This is a genomic window from Emergencia sp., from assembly GCF_048465375.1.
Classification (GTDB): domain Bacteria; phylum Bacillota; class Clostridia; order Peptostreptococcales; family Anaerovoracaceae; genus Senimuribacter.
On record NZ_DBFWLQ010000002.1, the window covers coordinates 146,761 to 160,833 of the forward strand.

Genomic DNA, 14,073 nt, shown 5'->3' on the forward strand with positions numbered 1-14,073 from the left:
AATTAATTACTATACTAATTGGCAGATTTGTATTATAATGTCTACTAGTACAGTGATTTTTTTGATTACATTTATGGAGAATATAGAATGAAACAATATTACGCAGCAGATTTGAGAAATCAGACAGAAGTTACGGATTTTTTTATGGTGAAAAGCGCCGGCATCAAGGTGGGCGCCAACAAGAAACAGTATTTCGACGTGCTCCTGGGAGATAAGACTGGGGAAGTCAACTCCAAGAAATGGGACATCGCCGAAAGTGAGATAGAAATGCTTACCCAGATTAAGGAAGGCGATATCATCAAAGTCAGAGCGCAAGTCACAGATTGGCAGGGACAGACGCAGCTTCGGATTGGCAGAATCCGCCTGTGCAATGCAGAAGATCAGCTTGAAATAGCAGATTATATCAAGGCAGCTCCGGAAAAGTCTGAGGATATGTATGACTTCATCTATAAGGTCGCAGACGAAATGGAGGACCAGGATCTGCGCAAGCTCTGTACCAAGGTTTTAACCGATAATAAGACCAAGCTGATGTATTATCCGGCAGCTTCCAAGAACCACCATGCAGAGTATGGCGGGCTGCTTTACCATGTGAAGAGAATGCTGATGACAGGCCTTGCGGTGTGTCAGATTTATACTTACCTGAATCAGGATATGGTCGCTGCGGGAGTGATCCTCCACGATATCGAAAAACTCAACGAGATTGAGTCCAACGAATACGGTATTTCCCCAGGATATTCCTTCGAGGGACAGTTGCTGGGACACATCGTGCAGGGTATCAAATTCTTAGACAAGGTCACAGAAGAACTTGGTTTTCCGAGAGAAAAGGCTTTGATGCTGGAACATATGATTCTTTCACACCATTACGAACCGGAGTTTGGCAGCCCTAAGAAGCCGTTGTTTCCGGAAGCGGAGGTATTGCACTATTTAGATATTTTAGATGCCAGGATGTTCGATATGGAAAATGCTCTCGATGGCATTGCCCCGGGTGAGTTTTCGGACCGAGTGTGGACCCTGGACAATAGAAGATTATACAAACCGATGGACGAAAGAAAACGGAGGATGCAGAAGTGATTAAATTTGACAAAGATGTGCTTTCAACCCTGAAGACCTTGGAAAAGGAAGGCTTTGAGACCTATGCGGTAGGTGATTGCGTCAGAGATTTGATACGCGGCGTACCGGCCTACGACTGGGATCTGGTAACGAAGGCTTCCATGGATGATTTGCAGAGATTCTTCCCAAAGGGAAATATCATAAGCGGAGAATCGCCAGTGATGCGTATCGACTTTACATATGAAGTGAAAGGAAAAGACGAGGACGAGCCTTCCCATCTGGAAGGATCCGTATTAGACATTCATCATATGGAAGGCACCATTGAAGATGAGATGGGAAGGAGTGGCTTCACCGTTGATGCCATGGCTGACAATCCAGATCGGACTTTTGTGGATCCATACGGCGGCAGAGAAGATATTAAGAAAAAGCTGGTGAGAGCTATTTCTGATCCAGATCGGCTGTTCAAAGAAGAACCGATCAAAATGATGGAGGCAGTCAGATTGGCTGCAGAGATGGGGTTCGACCTTCAGAAAGAAGTCTACGATGCAATTGTGGCAAACTGGCGGCTTTTGCTGGACTACGATGTCAACGCCATCAGAGTGCAGCTGGAGCGGATTTTGGTTTCTGATAATGCGGGCAAAGGGCTGAATATGATGGGGGGAACTGGTCTGATGGCAGCCGTTTTGAGCGAAGAAGTATCGAATAAGCTGTCCAAATCAGATATGCGTTCTTTCCATACGGTCTGCAAGAACATCGACAAGACGAGACCGGTGCGCACCCGCCGTCTGGGACTGCTGTATACGGCATTTTCGAAGAAAAGAAGCATTGCGGCCATCGAATATCTCAACTTTGACGAAAAGACAAAAAAGAAACTGATAACGGCATTGAACGAGATGATCGACATCAACTTCCTCGTGGACGAATTGACCTTCAAACGCTACCTGCATAAACACGGTTCGGAAATTTATAACTATCTGCACAATCTGTCAAAGGCGCAGCGCATCGTCTATGATCAGCCAGCAAACAAGATTGAAGCTCGAAATTACTATATGCAGGTCATCAAGAGCAGCCATGCCCCTGTCTTTGCGGAGGATTTGGTCATCGACGCCAACGATATCATGGAGGCAGGCATTACCGATTCTCCAGAAAAAGCGCAGGAGCTGTTGGAACTGGTGGTCTCAGTGGTCCACAAGGATGCCAAGGACAACAAGAGAGAGATCTTGCTGAAAGCGGCCAAGAAGTTTTCCAAAAACAAGTTTGCAGCAAAGACGAGATACGTTAAATGGATAAAGTAAATGGAAGAAAAACAGGGTATTATTACAGAAATCATTTTTCATAACGAAGAAAATGGCTATACCATTGCAGTGATGGAGACAGAGGACGAGTATTTTACTGTGGTCGGCTGTCTTCCGTCCTGCGTAAAAGGAAGCGGCTACAAGCTGCGCGGAACCTTCAAGATCCATCCTACCTATGGGGAGCAGTTCGCTTTCAGCGAATTCGAAGAAATGCTGCCGACAGGAAAGGCGGGAATTGAAGGTTTTTTGGCGTCGGGTGTCATCAAGGGAATTGGTCCCAAAATGGCTGCTGCCATTGTCAATCAGTTCGGTGAGGAGACTCTGGAAATCATGGAGCATGAGCCGGAAAGGCTGTCTCTTGTCAGCGGCATCGGCCCGAAGAAGGCGGAATCCATTGCGGAGTCTTTTGCCGCTCACAGAGAGTTTGCAAACGTGTCTATGTTCTTTCAGGAATACGGCGTTTCGGCGGATTATGCCCTGAAGCTATATAAGATTTACGGCGCTGCTGCCACAGAATTGATCAAAGAGAATCCTTACCGCCTGGTGGAAGAAGTCTACGGCATCGGTTTTCGCAAGGCGGATACCATCGCAGAGAAGATGGGCATCGAGAAAGAGAGTACCTTCCGAATACACAGCGGCATCAAATACGGCCTCAGTTATTATGTGGGAGAGGGCAACACCTACATGCCTCAGCAGGAACTCTGTGAAAAAGTGGCAGACCTATTGGATCTTTCTACGGAACTGATATACGAAAACATGGTTGCAATGGCTTTTGAAGGCGATATTCAGATTGATAATCTGGGCGGACAGACGGTAGTCTATCTCTATCTCTACTATCTGGCGGAACAAAAGGTCTGCAAGAATATTGCGGCCATTGCAAATGCCAACCTCAAGTCTCTGTCAGTGGACATCGACAGCATGATTAAGATGACGGAAGGGGAAACGGGCATCGTTCTCTCGGAGCAGCAGATTGCTGCTGTCAAAAGTTCTCTGACCAGTGGCATTTCTGTCATCACTGGCGGACCGGGTACAGGTAAGACGACGATTATCAATACGATTATCAACATCTTTGAGCACAGTGAATTCAAGGTTGCCATCGCAGCGCCGACGGGCAGGGCGGCAAAGCGGATTACCGAGACCAGCGGACATTACGCTTCTACCATACACCGGCTCCTGGAATACTACTATTGCGAGGGCGAAGACGTGATGAAGTTTGGAAAGACAAGCGAAGACCCTCTTAAATATGACGTGGTCATCGTAGACGAGGCTTCCATGATCGACTTGATGCTGATGCAGGGATTGACCGATGCGATTAAACCGGGCACCCGCCTGATCATGGTAGGCGACTACGATCAGCTGCCATCTGTCGGCGCCGGAAATGTGCTGCGCGATATCATCGAGAGTGAATACGTCCACACGGTAATCTTAAAAGAGATTTTCCGGCAGGCAGAAGAGAGCATGATCGTCGTCAATGCGCACAGAATTAACAAAGGAGAATACCCTTTTGTCAACGGGAAGGACAAGGATTTTTTCCTCATGGAGCGGTCTTCGGAGAAAGCAATCCTGGATCTGATTCTGGAGTTGGTCACCAAACGGCTGGCTGCTTATTACGAAGGAATCATCCCAGTCAGAGATATTCAAGTTTTGACGCCAGTGCGCAAAGGGTCTTTGGGCAGTATCTCTCTCAACAAGGAACTGCAGCAGGCTTTGAATCCGCCGCGGGAGGATTTGATGGAGCGAAAGTTCGGTGAGAAACTGTTCCGCGAAAACGACAAAGTGATGCAGATAAAAAACAACTATCAGATGGGCTGGAAGAAACGCCGGGACTTCTCCGAAGGACAGGGGATTTTTAATGGAGACGTGGGTTTCATCGAGAAGATAGACAAAGAATTTAACCAGATGACTGTCATTTTTGACGAGGATAAATACGTAACCTACGACTTTTCTCAGCTGGATGAATTAGAATTGGCTTATGCGGTGACGGTGCATAAAAGCCAGGGCAGCGAGTTCCCCATTGTCGTAATGCCCATATCCTGGTTTCCGCCGGTGCTGGCTACGCGGAACCTGCTCTACACCGCTGTTACTCGCGGCAAGCAGATCGTCGTTCTCGTCGGCTCGGAAGGCCGCATGAACGCGATGATTGACAACAACCGAATCAAGATGAGATATTCCGGTTTGCGATACAGGCTGGAGAGCCTGCTAGAGGTGGGACAATGAACGTAAGGAGTATTGGCAATGCAGCGCTGGAACTGCTTTATCCGCCGTCGCTCTATTGCAGCTGCTGCGGCAATGTCATTGACGAGAGCAGAACGTACAATCTGTGCGACCACTGCATTTCCCACATCAGGTGGGATGCTTCCCCGATCAAAGATATCGGCGGCCTCAAAGTCCTCCGCTGTACAGAATACGGATTATACGAGAGAACCTTGATCTTTGCCCTCAAATATAACGGCAAAACGTATATTGCCAGAGATATTGCGCAGATCATGGCAGATCGGTTATCTTTGACGGAACTCTCTTATGATGCAATCGTGCCGGTGCCCATGTTTGCAGCAAAGGAGCGGGAACGAGGCTTCAACCACGCCGCGCTGATCGGCAAATATCTGGGACGCCTGGTATCGAGACCCCATGTTGCCCATGGCCTTCTGCGCACGGGGAATACCCTGCCCATGAGGGGCTTGAACCCGACAGAACGCAGGCAAAATGTTAAAGGGAAGTTTGCAGTAAACGAAAAGTATGTTAAAATGCTAGAGGGAAAGTCGATTCTGCTGATTGACGATTTCTATACCACCGGCAGCACGGCATTGGAATGCTATGACGCTCTGCGAAGGGCCGGTGCTGCAGACGTGTATTTGCTTGCCTTTGCGGCCAGGTAAGCAGCGGGCTTGCAGGCAAGGGTCGGCTTAGAAGCAGCCGAAAAAGTTTAACTTTTTAAGCGGTTTTTTTGATTTTGAGTATAAAAATTGGAAATTACTTACATGTATTTTGGCGAAAACAGCCCTTTTTAACATGTTATAGACAATACATTGCATAAAAGATGGCAATAATGGAAGCGTTAACCATGATGACGGGCGAGAATTTATACTCAAATTTTCAAAAAGTGGCTATATAGCAAAAAATGAATAAGACGGCATTGCAGTTGTCTGGGTCTGTGGTTGAAAATCCATGCCAGTTACGGGCAAAGGGATCCACGTAAGCTGATCCGCTAGAGCGGCAGTGATCATGGCGTAGCTTAGATGTAAGTCCTCGGGAAAATCCCGGTAAAGGCGAGTGTGGGGGCAAAGACCAGGTCAGCCAGACAACTGCAATGCCGTTTTTCTATGAGGCAGCGAGAGTTGCCGTTTTTGCGTTTTGAAAATTTCTGTATGATTTTTCAGAAAACTATGGTATACTATTACCAACAAAATAACTTATGGCCGGAAGGCCCTGAGGCAACTAAGGAGGTCATCAAATGAAGGTAATCATCACAGGTAAGAATTTTAACACTTACAAACATTTACAGGACACAATGGAAAAGAAATTTGATAAATTAGGAAAGTATTTCTCAGACGACATTACTGTAAATGTAGTATTATCTCAGGAGAGAGGCAGGGACAAAATCGAAGCGACGATTAATGCCAAGGGAGCTGTATTCAGAGCAGAAGAAGTCGTTCCAGACATCTACGAAGGAATCGACAAGGTAGTCGATAAGCTATCGAGCCAGATGTCAAGATTTAAGGGTAAACTTCAGAGAAGATACAATGACAACAAGTCAGTGAGATTTGAGACGCTTCCAGAAATGGAAGAAGAAGTTGAAGAGGTTAAGGTAGTGAGAACCAAGAAATTCGAACTTGCGCCGATGACTATTGACGAAGCGATCCTTGAAATGGAGATGCTTCAGCACGATTTCTTCGTTTTCCTGGATATGGAAACTGACAGTGTCAATGTTGTATATAGCAGAAAGGATGGAAACTACGGGGTTTTAGAAACAACATACTAATTATTACGAGCTGCCGCAAGGCGGCTCTTTTTTGTGTCCTCCCCCTTGAATTTTTGAGCCTTTTACTGTAAAATTAGTGTAATACGTATAAGGGGATAGATATATGAAGGATTTTTTTGACAACATCATTGCAAGTATTGGAATCAACGACGTTTTGGATATTTTAATTGTATCCTTTATCGTGTATAAGATACTTGGATTTATCAGGGAGACGAGAGCCCAGCAGCTTGTAAAAGGTCTGCTGGTATTAGTTGTGGCTTTTTTCCTGTCGGACATTCTGAACCTGTATGCACTGAACTGGATATTGAGGGGAACTATGACACTGGGCGTGATCGCACTGGTCGTAGTATTTCAGCCAGAGCTGCGCAGGGGACTGGAGTACGTAGGACGAAGCAAGATTGTAAAGGCGCCGTTCGGGCAACTGGACAAAGAAAAAGCGAAGACGGTTACTGATGAGTTCGTCAAAGCTGTAGACTCTTTTTCGAGCACTAAGACAGGCGCTTTAATCATTCTGGAACGGGAAACAGCACTTTCTGATATTGCAGAGACGGGAACGGAAGTCAATGCTGATATTACATCACAGCTTTTAGGCAATATCTTTTATGAAGGCGCGCCCCTTCACGACGGCGCTGTCATCATCAGGGGAGATAAGATTTTTGCTGCAGGCTGCGTGCTGCCGCTTACCGGAAATAAGAACTTGAACAAGAGTCTGGGTACGAGACATCGGGCGGGCATCGGGATCACGGAGAACTCCGACGCAATCGCCATCATCGTCAGTGAAGAGACAGGGATTATCTCTATGGCCATTGACGGTAAATTGACTAGGTTTTTAGATACAAAAACTGTAGAAAAGACATTGCTGAATCTGTATCTTTCAGGCAATGACGACGACTCCTTCAAGTTCAGCAAAATATTTGACAAGATAGGGAGGAAGAAAGATGCTAAATAACAAAAAGTTTAATATCATTCTCTCCCTTATCATAGCAATTGGATTATGGGCATATGTTATCGGTGAGACAAATCCTACCGATACGAAGACTTTTAGGGACATTCCCATTACATTCATCAACGGCGAAGTTCTGACAGACAGCAATTTGGCAGTTTTAGAAACCAGCGCTGATACGATGAGTGTCACTTTGAGTGGAACTAGAAGCAATATCAACAAGATCAGCGAAAAAGATATCACTGCAGTTGTCGATCTTGCTGACGCCGCAAAAGGAAAGAATGAACTGAAGATCAATGTGAGAGTGCCGGACAACGTGGAAATAGAAGACAAGAGCATCAACAAAGTCACCGTTGTGGTGGAGAATAATAAGTCCAAAGAAGTCGATATTGACGTTGATTACCAAGGTCATTTTGACAGCGAAGAAGAACCGATTACAGTAGAGATGAGCCGCGAATCGGTGATTGTCAGCGGACCGTCTTCACTGGTCAATAAGGTGACCAGCGTCAAGGCTGTCGTTGCCGAGGGGAAGGTTACAGATAAGCTGAAGACAATCAAGACCGAATTGACGCCTGTGGACAAAGAAGGCAACGAAGTGGAGAAGGTCGACCTTTCAGCAAAGTCTGTCTCTGTCACTGCAGAACTGGCAAAGACGAAGACGGTGCCTTTGGTCGTACCGATTAACGATGATGCTGGAGATACCCTGGAGAAAAGCACCACGGTACCGAAGACGATTACAATCAAGGGAAAGAGCAGTGATCTCGCAGACATCGATTCCATTAAGACACAAGAAGTAGATATTACCGATATCACTGAAGATACGTCCATCGACCTGGTTCCGATTTTACCAGATAAGATACAGATTTCAGACCAATCGAGTTCCTTGATTCTCATAGTCAAAATCCAGGCCCTTTCTAGTAAGACCTTTACTTTTGACGAGGGCGATGTGGATTTGACAGGTCTGAGTGATGATCTGAAAGGACAGGTCAAGGCTGGAAAAATTGAAATTGTGATAAAAGGAACAGAGGACGCGATTGCAGCGATTAAGAAGAGTGATCTGCGCCTTTCTGCTGATTTGGGTGACCTGGAAGAAGGAAACCATCAGGTGGATTTGATCGTCACTTGTGAGAAGACATATTCATCTATGGAAATCAGTCCGGAAAAAATTAGAGTAACGATAGAATAGAGGTAGACATGGGTAGATTATTTGGTACAGACGGCGTGAGAGGAGTCGCCAATTCGGAATTAACTCCAGAACTCGCTTTCAATTTGGGAAAAGCAGGTGCGCACGTCCTGAGAAAAGAGAATAAAAGACCGGTTATCGTCATCGGAAAAGATACCAGAGTGTCGGGAGATATGCTGGAAAATGCTCTGACAGCTGGAATTCTGGCTGTGGGGGGCAATGTGATCAAAGTTGGAGTGATTCCAACGCCGGCAGTCGCCTACCTGGTAAAGTATTACCAGGCGGATGCAGGTATTGTCATTTCAGCTTCTCACAATCCTTTCGAATATAACGGCATTAAATTTTTCAACAGTGAAGGATTTAAATTGGACGATGCCATTGAGGAAAAAATCGAAGATATCATCATTCGGGACATCGATCCGAACAGTCATATGTCAGGAGAGGAACTGGGCAGATGCCTGGAAGCGGAAGAAAATGCCACCGAGCTTTACTGCAAGTTCTTATTGGAAACCATCGACGTGAGATTAGACGGCATGAAAATCGTTTTAGACTGTGCCAATGGTGCTGCATATAAAACTGCTCCGGCCGTTTACGAAGCTTTGGGAGCGGAGGTAATAACCATCGGATGTGCTCCCAATGGAATCAACATCAACGATGCTGTCGGCTCTACTCATCCGGAGAAGTTGCAGCAAAAAGTCGTGGAAGAAAAGGCTGATATCGGTCTGGCCTTTGATGGAGACGCGGACAGATTGATTGTCGTCGACGAGAAGGGACTCGTGATCGACGGGGATAAGACGATCTGCATCTGTGCGAAGATGCTGAAGGATGCCGGTCAACTGGCGGCCAACAAAGTGACGGCAACGGTGATGAGCAATATCGGGTTTCATCAGTACATCATCGGCAAAGTCGGCGCAGAGGTTGATGTAACGGCAGTCGGCGACAGATACGTTTTGGAATCCATGCTGAAGACCGGCTGTGTTTTGGGCGGAGAACAGTCTGGGCACATCATTTTCTTAAACTATACGACGACGGGAGACGGCACTCTGTCTTCCCTGCAGTTCATGAAGGCTGTGAAGGCATCTTCAAAAAAACCATCTGAGCTTTCAGCGGAGATTGAAATTTTCCCTCAGGTATTAGTCAATGCGGATGTGACAAATGAAAATAAGAAGAGATATATGGAAGACCAGGAGGTGCAGTCTGCCATTGAAGCGATTGAAACCGAGATGGAGGGCAGCGGCAGAGTCTTGATCAGACCGTCAGGTACGGAACCTCTGGTTCGGGTTATGATAGAAGGAGAGGATATTGAGCAGATTCATCTGATGGCTCAGGAATTGGCTGATTTGATCAGCAGGAAATTCAGTTAAAACAGAAAGGTTAGATTATGTGTGGAATCGTAGGATACGTCGGTCATGATAATTGCCGAGACATTATCATCGACGGACTGAAAAAATTAGAATACAGAGGATATGACTCAGCAGGAATTGCCCTTATTGATAAGGGCAGCATTGCTGTTCGGAAACAAAAAGGAAAGATAGAGAACCTGGAAAGGGCCATAGCAGGAGAAAAACTGTACGGCACCACAGGTATTGGACATACAAGATGGGCTACTCATGGAGTTCCCTCTGATGAAAATGCTCATCCTCATATCAATCAAGATGAAAGCATTGCCATCGTGCACAATGGCATCGTAGAAAACTATGTAGAACTGAAAGAGTGGCTCGTGGCTGAACACGGTATCCGCTTCAAGACGGAGACGGATTCAGAAGTCATCGCCCAGCTGATCGGGGTACTGAACAAAGGCTGTCTGGAAGATGCGGTTCTCGCTGCTGTAGAAAAAATGAAAGGCGCTTATGCCTTTGCGGCCATATCAAAGGATGAACCAGGAAAAATCGTGGCCTTCCGGAAGGATGCACCGCTGATTGCAGGTCTGGGAAAAGGCTGTAATTTCATCGCTTCAGATATTCCGGCCCTGCTGAAATATCTGGACAAAATTTACTTGATTGAAAACGGGGAGATGGTCATCTGCACGCCGGAGAAAATTCAAATTCTCGATCAGAATAAAAATCCGATTAAGCGGGATGTGCTGCAGGTTACTTGGAGCTTAGAAGATGCCGAAAAAGAAGGTTATGAACACTTTATGCTGAAGGAGATTCACGAACAGCCAAAGGCCATTCGTGAGACTTTGATGAGAAGGCTGGACGACAACGATCAGATCAAGTTGGACGGGATTTCTCTAACTTTGGAGGATTTAGAGAATTTTAACAAGATCTATATTGTGGCGTGCGGGACGGCTTACCACGCAGGATTGGTTGGAAAATATGCAATTGAAAAGATGGCAAGAGTGCCGGTAGAAGTGGACGTGGCGTCTGAATTCAGGTACCGGGATCCTTTTGTCGATGACAAAACCTTGTTTATCGCTATCAGCCAGTCGGGTGAAACCTTGGACACATTGGCAGCTCTGCGGGAAGCCAAACGTAAAGGGGCCAGAGTGCTGTCCATCGTCAATGTGGTGGGGAGTTCTGTAGCAAGAGAGTCTGACGACGTGTTCTATACTTGGGCAGGACCGGAAATCGCAGTCGCTTCAACCAAAGCCTACACGACCCAGCTGGTATGTATGTATTTGATTGCCCTCTATATGGGGAACTTGAAAGGAACGATCAGCAGAGAATATTATACAGAGATGATTGCAGAACTGAAGGCGATTCCAGAGAAAGTGGAGAAGGTCATTGACAGGGCTGGCGAGGTGGAAGAACTGGCCAAGTTCCTTTATAACAGAGACCAGGTCTTCTTTATCGGACGGGGCATTGATTCAGCAGTAGCCTACGAAGGCTCTCTGAAACTGAAAGAGGTGTCTTACATTAACTCTTTTGCGATTGCGGCAGGAGAATTGAAACACGGTACCATCGCATTGATGGAACCGGAGACTATCGTCATCGCTTTAGCTACACAGGATAGATTGTTCGACAAGATGTACTCCAATATCGTCGAGGTAAAAGCGAGATTGGCTCACGTGGTCTCTGTTGCAAAAGAAGGGAACACGAAAATTGAGCAGGAAAGCACGGAGGTCATCTACATTCCAAACTGCGCCGATGAGGTGACGCCGCTGCTGACCGTAATTCCACTGCAGTTATTTGCATATTATGTCGCCAGAGAGAGGGACGAAGACATCGACAAACCGAGGAACCTGGCTAAGAGCGTTACCGTCGAATAGGAGCAGTTTATGAAACATGGTTTTTTAAAAGTAATCATCATGCTCATCGTCATTTCCCTTTTTATGGCTCTGACGGGATGCGGCAGCAGGCAGAGAGTCGTTTTGACTGTAGTCAATCCTCAGTTTCTTCTCAAGGGAAAAGCAGATCAAATTTTGCTCACTGTGGATTCCGAAGTCAAGGGATCTGGCAGAGCGGAGCTTTATCTGAATACGCTGAATGCTTTACAGGAGAGCAAGCTCAAGGGCCAGGATGGCATTGCCACCGCATTTAGAGATGATTATACTATCATCAATGTAAATGAGGAAAATGGGGATGTCATTGTAGATTTTTCCAGCAGGAATCTGACCGGAAGCGCTGTAGAAGAGCAGCTTTTGGTTTCTCAGATTGTGAGCACTTTGATGCAGTCTTATGACGAAGTAAAATCTGTTTCCTTTACTATCGACGGTGAAGAAGCAGAAACCCTCATGGGTCACGTTGATATTACAGAGCGCTTTACAGCACCTCTGGAGATAGAAAAATAACAGAAGAAAAGGAAGTTACTATGAGAGAATATGATATCAGAGATATCTCGCTGGCGCCTTCGGGACATCAGAAGATTGAATGGGTGAAAAATAACATGCCGCTGCTTCGCGGTTTGGAAGAAGAGTTTATCAGGACGAAGCCTTTTGAGGGAATTAAGATTTCCCTTTCTGTCCACTTAGAGGCGAAAACTGCATACCTGTGCTTGGTATTGGCGGCAGGCGGCGCACAGATGTCGGTGACAGGAAGCAATGTCCTCTCCACACAGGACGATGTGGCGGCGGCTCTTGCGGACAGCGGATTGGCAGTCTTTGCTTATCACGGTGCCACCGCTGAAGAATATGACAGACATATTGAGATGTGCCTGGAGCAGAAGCCGAATATTATTATCGACGATGGGGGCGATCTGGTGGGGCTGATTCACACGAAACGTCCGGATTTGGCGGAAGAAGTCTGGGGCGGCTGTGAAGAAACGACAACTGGCGTTATCAGATTGAAAGCCATGGAGAAGGAAGGCATCCTCAAATTCCCCATGGTGGCGGTCAACGACGCAGACTGCAAGCACCTCTTTGACAACCGTTATGGTACTGGTCAATCAGTTTGGGACAGTATCATGAGAAACACCAATCTTATCGTGGCATCAAAAACAGTGGTCGTAGTGGGTTATGGCTGGTGCAGCCGTGGTATCGCCATGAGAGCGTCGGCGTTAGGTGCTAAGGTCATTGTCACGGAGATCAATCCTGTCAAGGCAATCGAAGCGAAAATGGACGGTTATGATGTAATGACCATGGCAGAAGCCGCAGCTCTGGGAGATATTTTTGTCTCAGCTACAGGCTGCTGCAAGACGATAACTGTGGATCACATGCTGAAGATGAAGGATCGAGCGATTTTAACCAATGCCGGACATTTTGATTGCGAGGTGGATATGGCGGGGCTAGAAGCGGCCGCTGTAGAAAAAAAGGAAACCCGGAAAAATATCATGGGTTATCGCCTTTCAAACGGCAAATGGGTCAACGTAATCGGTGAGGGCAGGCTGGTCAACATTGCTGCGGCAGATGGGCATCCGGCCGAAATCATGGATATGAGTTTCGCCGTACAGGCGCTGTCGGCCATGTACATCAAAGACCATCACCAAGAACTGGACAATGTGGTCATCGATGTCAGCGGCGAGATTGATGATTTGGTTGCCAGGAGAAAGCTGGCTGCCTGGGGTATCGAAATCGATCAGCTGACAGAAGAGCAGGATGCCTATCTGAACAGTTGGAATGTATAAACTAAGAAGGTGATTAGCAATGACTTATGAAGAAATCAGAGAGCAGGCAGCACATGCTGTGACAGAGCTGCTTGCAGTAGCAAAACTGAACAAAGGTGACATCTTTGTCATCGGCTGCTCGTCCAGTGAGATCAAAGGGGCGCATATCGGCAAGGGTTCTGACATCGATGCGGCGAAGGCAGTCTATGAAGGCGTGATGCCAGTTCTAAGGGAGAAAGGTATCTTTTTGGCAGCACAGTGCTGTGAGCATCTCAACCGCGCTGTTATCGTCGAAAAAGCTGCTTTGCTGCCAGGAACGGAGATTGTAAACGTGGTACCAAAGCTCCACGCCGGCGGATCTTTCGCTATGACCGTCTATCAAAACGCGGAGCATCCTGTGGCCGTTGAGGAAATCAAAGCTGATGCAGGCATGGATATCGGCGATACGCTGATCGGCATGCAGCTGAAACGGGTCGCTGTCCCTGTGCGCATTTCTGTGAAGAAAATTGGAGAAGCCAACGTGGTTTGTGCGAGAACCAGACCGAAGTTCATCGGTGGCAGCCGCGCAGTCTACGACGATGTGCTGTCTGGCGGAGATATCAAACGCTAGAAGAGGATCGCTGCGTTGGCATAACAATAG

Annotated in this window: 12 protein-coding genes; all 12 read left to right on the plus strand. The window is 46.8% G+C overall.

The genetic code is table 11. The features are described from left to right. The first annotated feature begins 87 nt into the window (after nt 1–87). A complete protein-coding gene (locus ACMQ5W_RS01245; RefSeq protein WP_419022731.1) occupies nt 88–1,071 on the plus strand; it encodes a 3'-5' exoribonuclease YhaM family protein in 984 nt (327 codons plus the stop codon). Next, the gene (locus tag ACMQ5W_RS01250) at nt 1,068–2,345 is read left to right on the plus strand and encodes a hypothetical protein (protein WP_419022732.1); all 1,278 of its coding nucleotides are present in this window, start codon (nt 1,068–1,070) and stop codon (nt 2,343–2,345) included. Before ACMQ5W_RS01245 ends, ACMQ5W_RS01250 begins: the two co-directional genes overlap by 4 nt. Beyond that, nucleotides 2,346–4,562: an ATP-dependent RecD-like DNA helicase gene (locus ACMQ5W_RS01255; RefSeq protein WP_419022733.1), complete on the plus strand. Its 2,217-nt coding sequence runs from the start codon at nt 2,346–2,348 to the stop codon at nt 4,560–4,562. Next, the gene (locus ACMQ5W_RS01260; RefSeq protein ID WP_419022734.1) at nt 4,559–5,221 is read left to right on the plus strand and encodes a ComF family protein; all 663 of its coding nucleotides are present in this window, start codon (nt 4,559–4,561) and stop codon (nt 5,219–5,221) included. The genes ACMQ5W_RS01255 and ACMQ5W_RS01260 overlap by 4 nt, the downstream gene beginning before the upstream one ends. Nucleotides 5,222–5,796: 575 nt before the next feature. Next, entirely contained in the window at nt 5,797–6,324 is a 528-nt protein-coding gene (gene hpf / locus ACMQ5W_RS01265; protein ID WP_148493358.1) for a ribosome hibernation-promoting factor, HPF/YfiA family, read from the plus strand. Between the two features lie 103 nt (nt 6,325–6,427). Next, nucleotides 6,428–7,273, plus strand: coding sequence for a diadenylate cyclase CdaA (gene cdaA / locus ACMQ5W_RS01270; protein WP_148493357.1), 846 nt, complete (start codon nt 6,428–6,430; stop codon nt 7,271–7,273). After that, nucleotides 7,263–8,453 (plus strand): YbbR-like domain-containing protein, encoded by a 1,191-nt coding sequence (locus tag ACMQ5W_RS01275; protein WP_419022736.1) that lies wholly within the window; start codon nt 7,263–7,265, stop codon nt 8,451–8,453. Before cdaA ends, ACMQ5W_RS01275 begins: the two co-directional genes overlap by 11 nt. 8 nt (nt 8,454–8,461) lie before the next feature. After that, a complete protein-coding gene (glmM, locus tag ACMQ5W_RS01280; RefSeq protein ID WP_419022738.1) occupies nt 8,462–9,814 on the plus strand; it encodes a phosphoglucosamine mutase in 1,353 nt (450 codons plus the stop codon). Between the two features lie 17 nt (nt 9,815–9,831). After that, on the plus strand, nt 9,832–11,661 hold the full coding sequence (gene glmS, locus ACMQ5W_RS01285) for a glutamine--fructose-6-phosphate transaminase (isomerizing) (RefSeq protein ID WP_419022740.1): 1,830 nt from the start codon (nt 9,832–9,834) through the stop codon (nt 11,659–11,661). A gap of 9 nt (nt 11,662–11,670) precedes the next feature. Then, a complete protein-coding gene (locus ACMQ5W_RS01290) occupies nt 11,671–12,183 on the plus strand; it encodes a GerMN domain-containing protein (RefSeq protein WP_148493353.1) in 513 nt (170 codons plus the stop codon). Between the two features lie 20 nt (nt 12,184–12,203). After that, a complete protein-coding gene (locus ACMQ5W_RS01295) occupies nt 12,204–13,454 on the plus strand; it encodes an adenosylhomocysteinase (RefSeq protein WP_419022742.1) in 1,251 nt (416 codons plus the stop codon). Nucleotides 13,455–13,473: 19 nt separating this feature from the next. Continuing rightward, nucleotides 13,474–14,043 carry a TIGR01440 family protein gene (locus ACMQ5W_RS01300; RefSeq protein ID WP_148493351.1) on the plus strand — a complete coding sequence of 190 codons (570 nt, stop codon included), beginning with the start codon at nt 13,474–13,476 and terminating at the stop codon, nt 14,041–14,043. Nucleotides 14,044–14,073 lie beyond the last annotated feature (30 nt).

Bases quoted from the DNA above. Each gene is read 5' to 3' on its own strand.
- ACMQ5W_RS01245 (WP_419022731.1), top strand. From the start codon at position 88: ATGAAACAATATTACGCAGCAGATTTGAGAAATCAGACAGAAGTTACG.
- ACMQ5W_RS01255 (WP_419022733.1), top strand. From the start codon at position 2,346: ATGGAAGAAAAACAGGGTATTATTACAGAAATCATTTTTCATAACGAA.
- ACMQ5W_RS01260 (WP_419022734.1), top strand. From the start codon at position 4,559: ATGAACGTAAGGAGTATTGGCAATGCAGCGCTGGAACTGCTTTATCCG.
- hpf (WP_148493358.1), top strand. From the start codon at position 5,797: ATGAAGGTAATCATCACAGGTAAGAATTTTAACACTTACAAACATTTA.
- cdaA (WP_148493357.1), top strand. From the start codon at position 6,428: ATGAAGGATTTTTTTGACAACATCATTGCAAGTATTGGAATCAACGAC.
- ACMQ5W_RS01275 (WP_419022736.1), top strand. From the start codon at position 7,263: ATGCTAAATAACAAAAAGTTTAATATCATTCTCTCCCTTATCATAGCA.
- glmM (WP_419022738.1), top strand. From the start codon at position 8,462: ATGGGTAGATTATTTGGTACAGACGGCGTGAGAGGAGTCGCCAATTCG.
- glmS (WP_419022740.1), top strand. From the start codon at position 9,832: ATGTGTGGAATCGTAGGATACGTCGGTCATGATAATTGCCGAGACATT.
- ACMQ5W_RS01290 (WP_148493353.1), top strand. From the start codon at position 11,671: ATGAAACATGGTTTTTTAAAAGTAATCATCATGCTCATCGTCATTTCC.
- ACMQ5W_RS01295 (WP_419022742.1), top strand. From the start codon at position 12,204: ATGAGAGAATATGATATCAGAGATATCTCGCTGGCGCCTTCGGGACAT.
- ACMQ5W_RS01300 (WP_148493351.1), top strand. From the start codon at position 13,474: ATGACTTATGAAGAAATCAGAGAGCAGGCAGCACATGCTGTGACAGAG.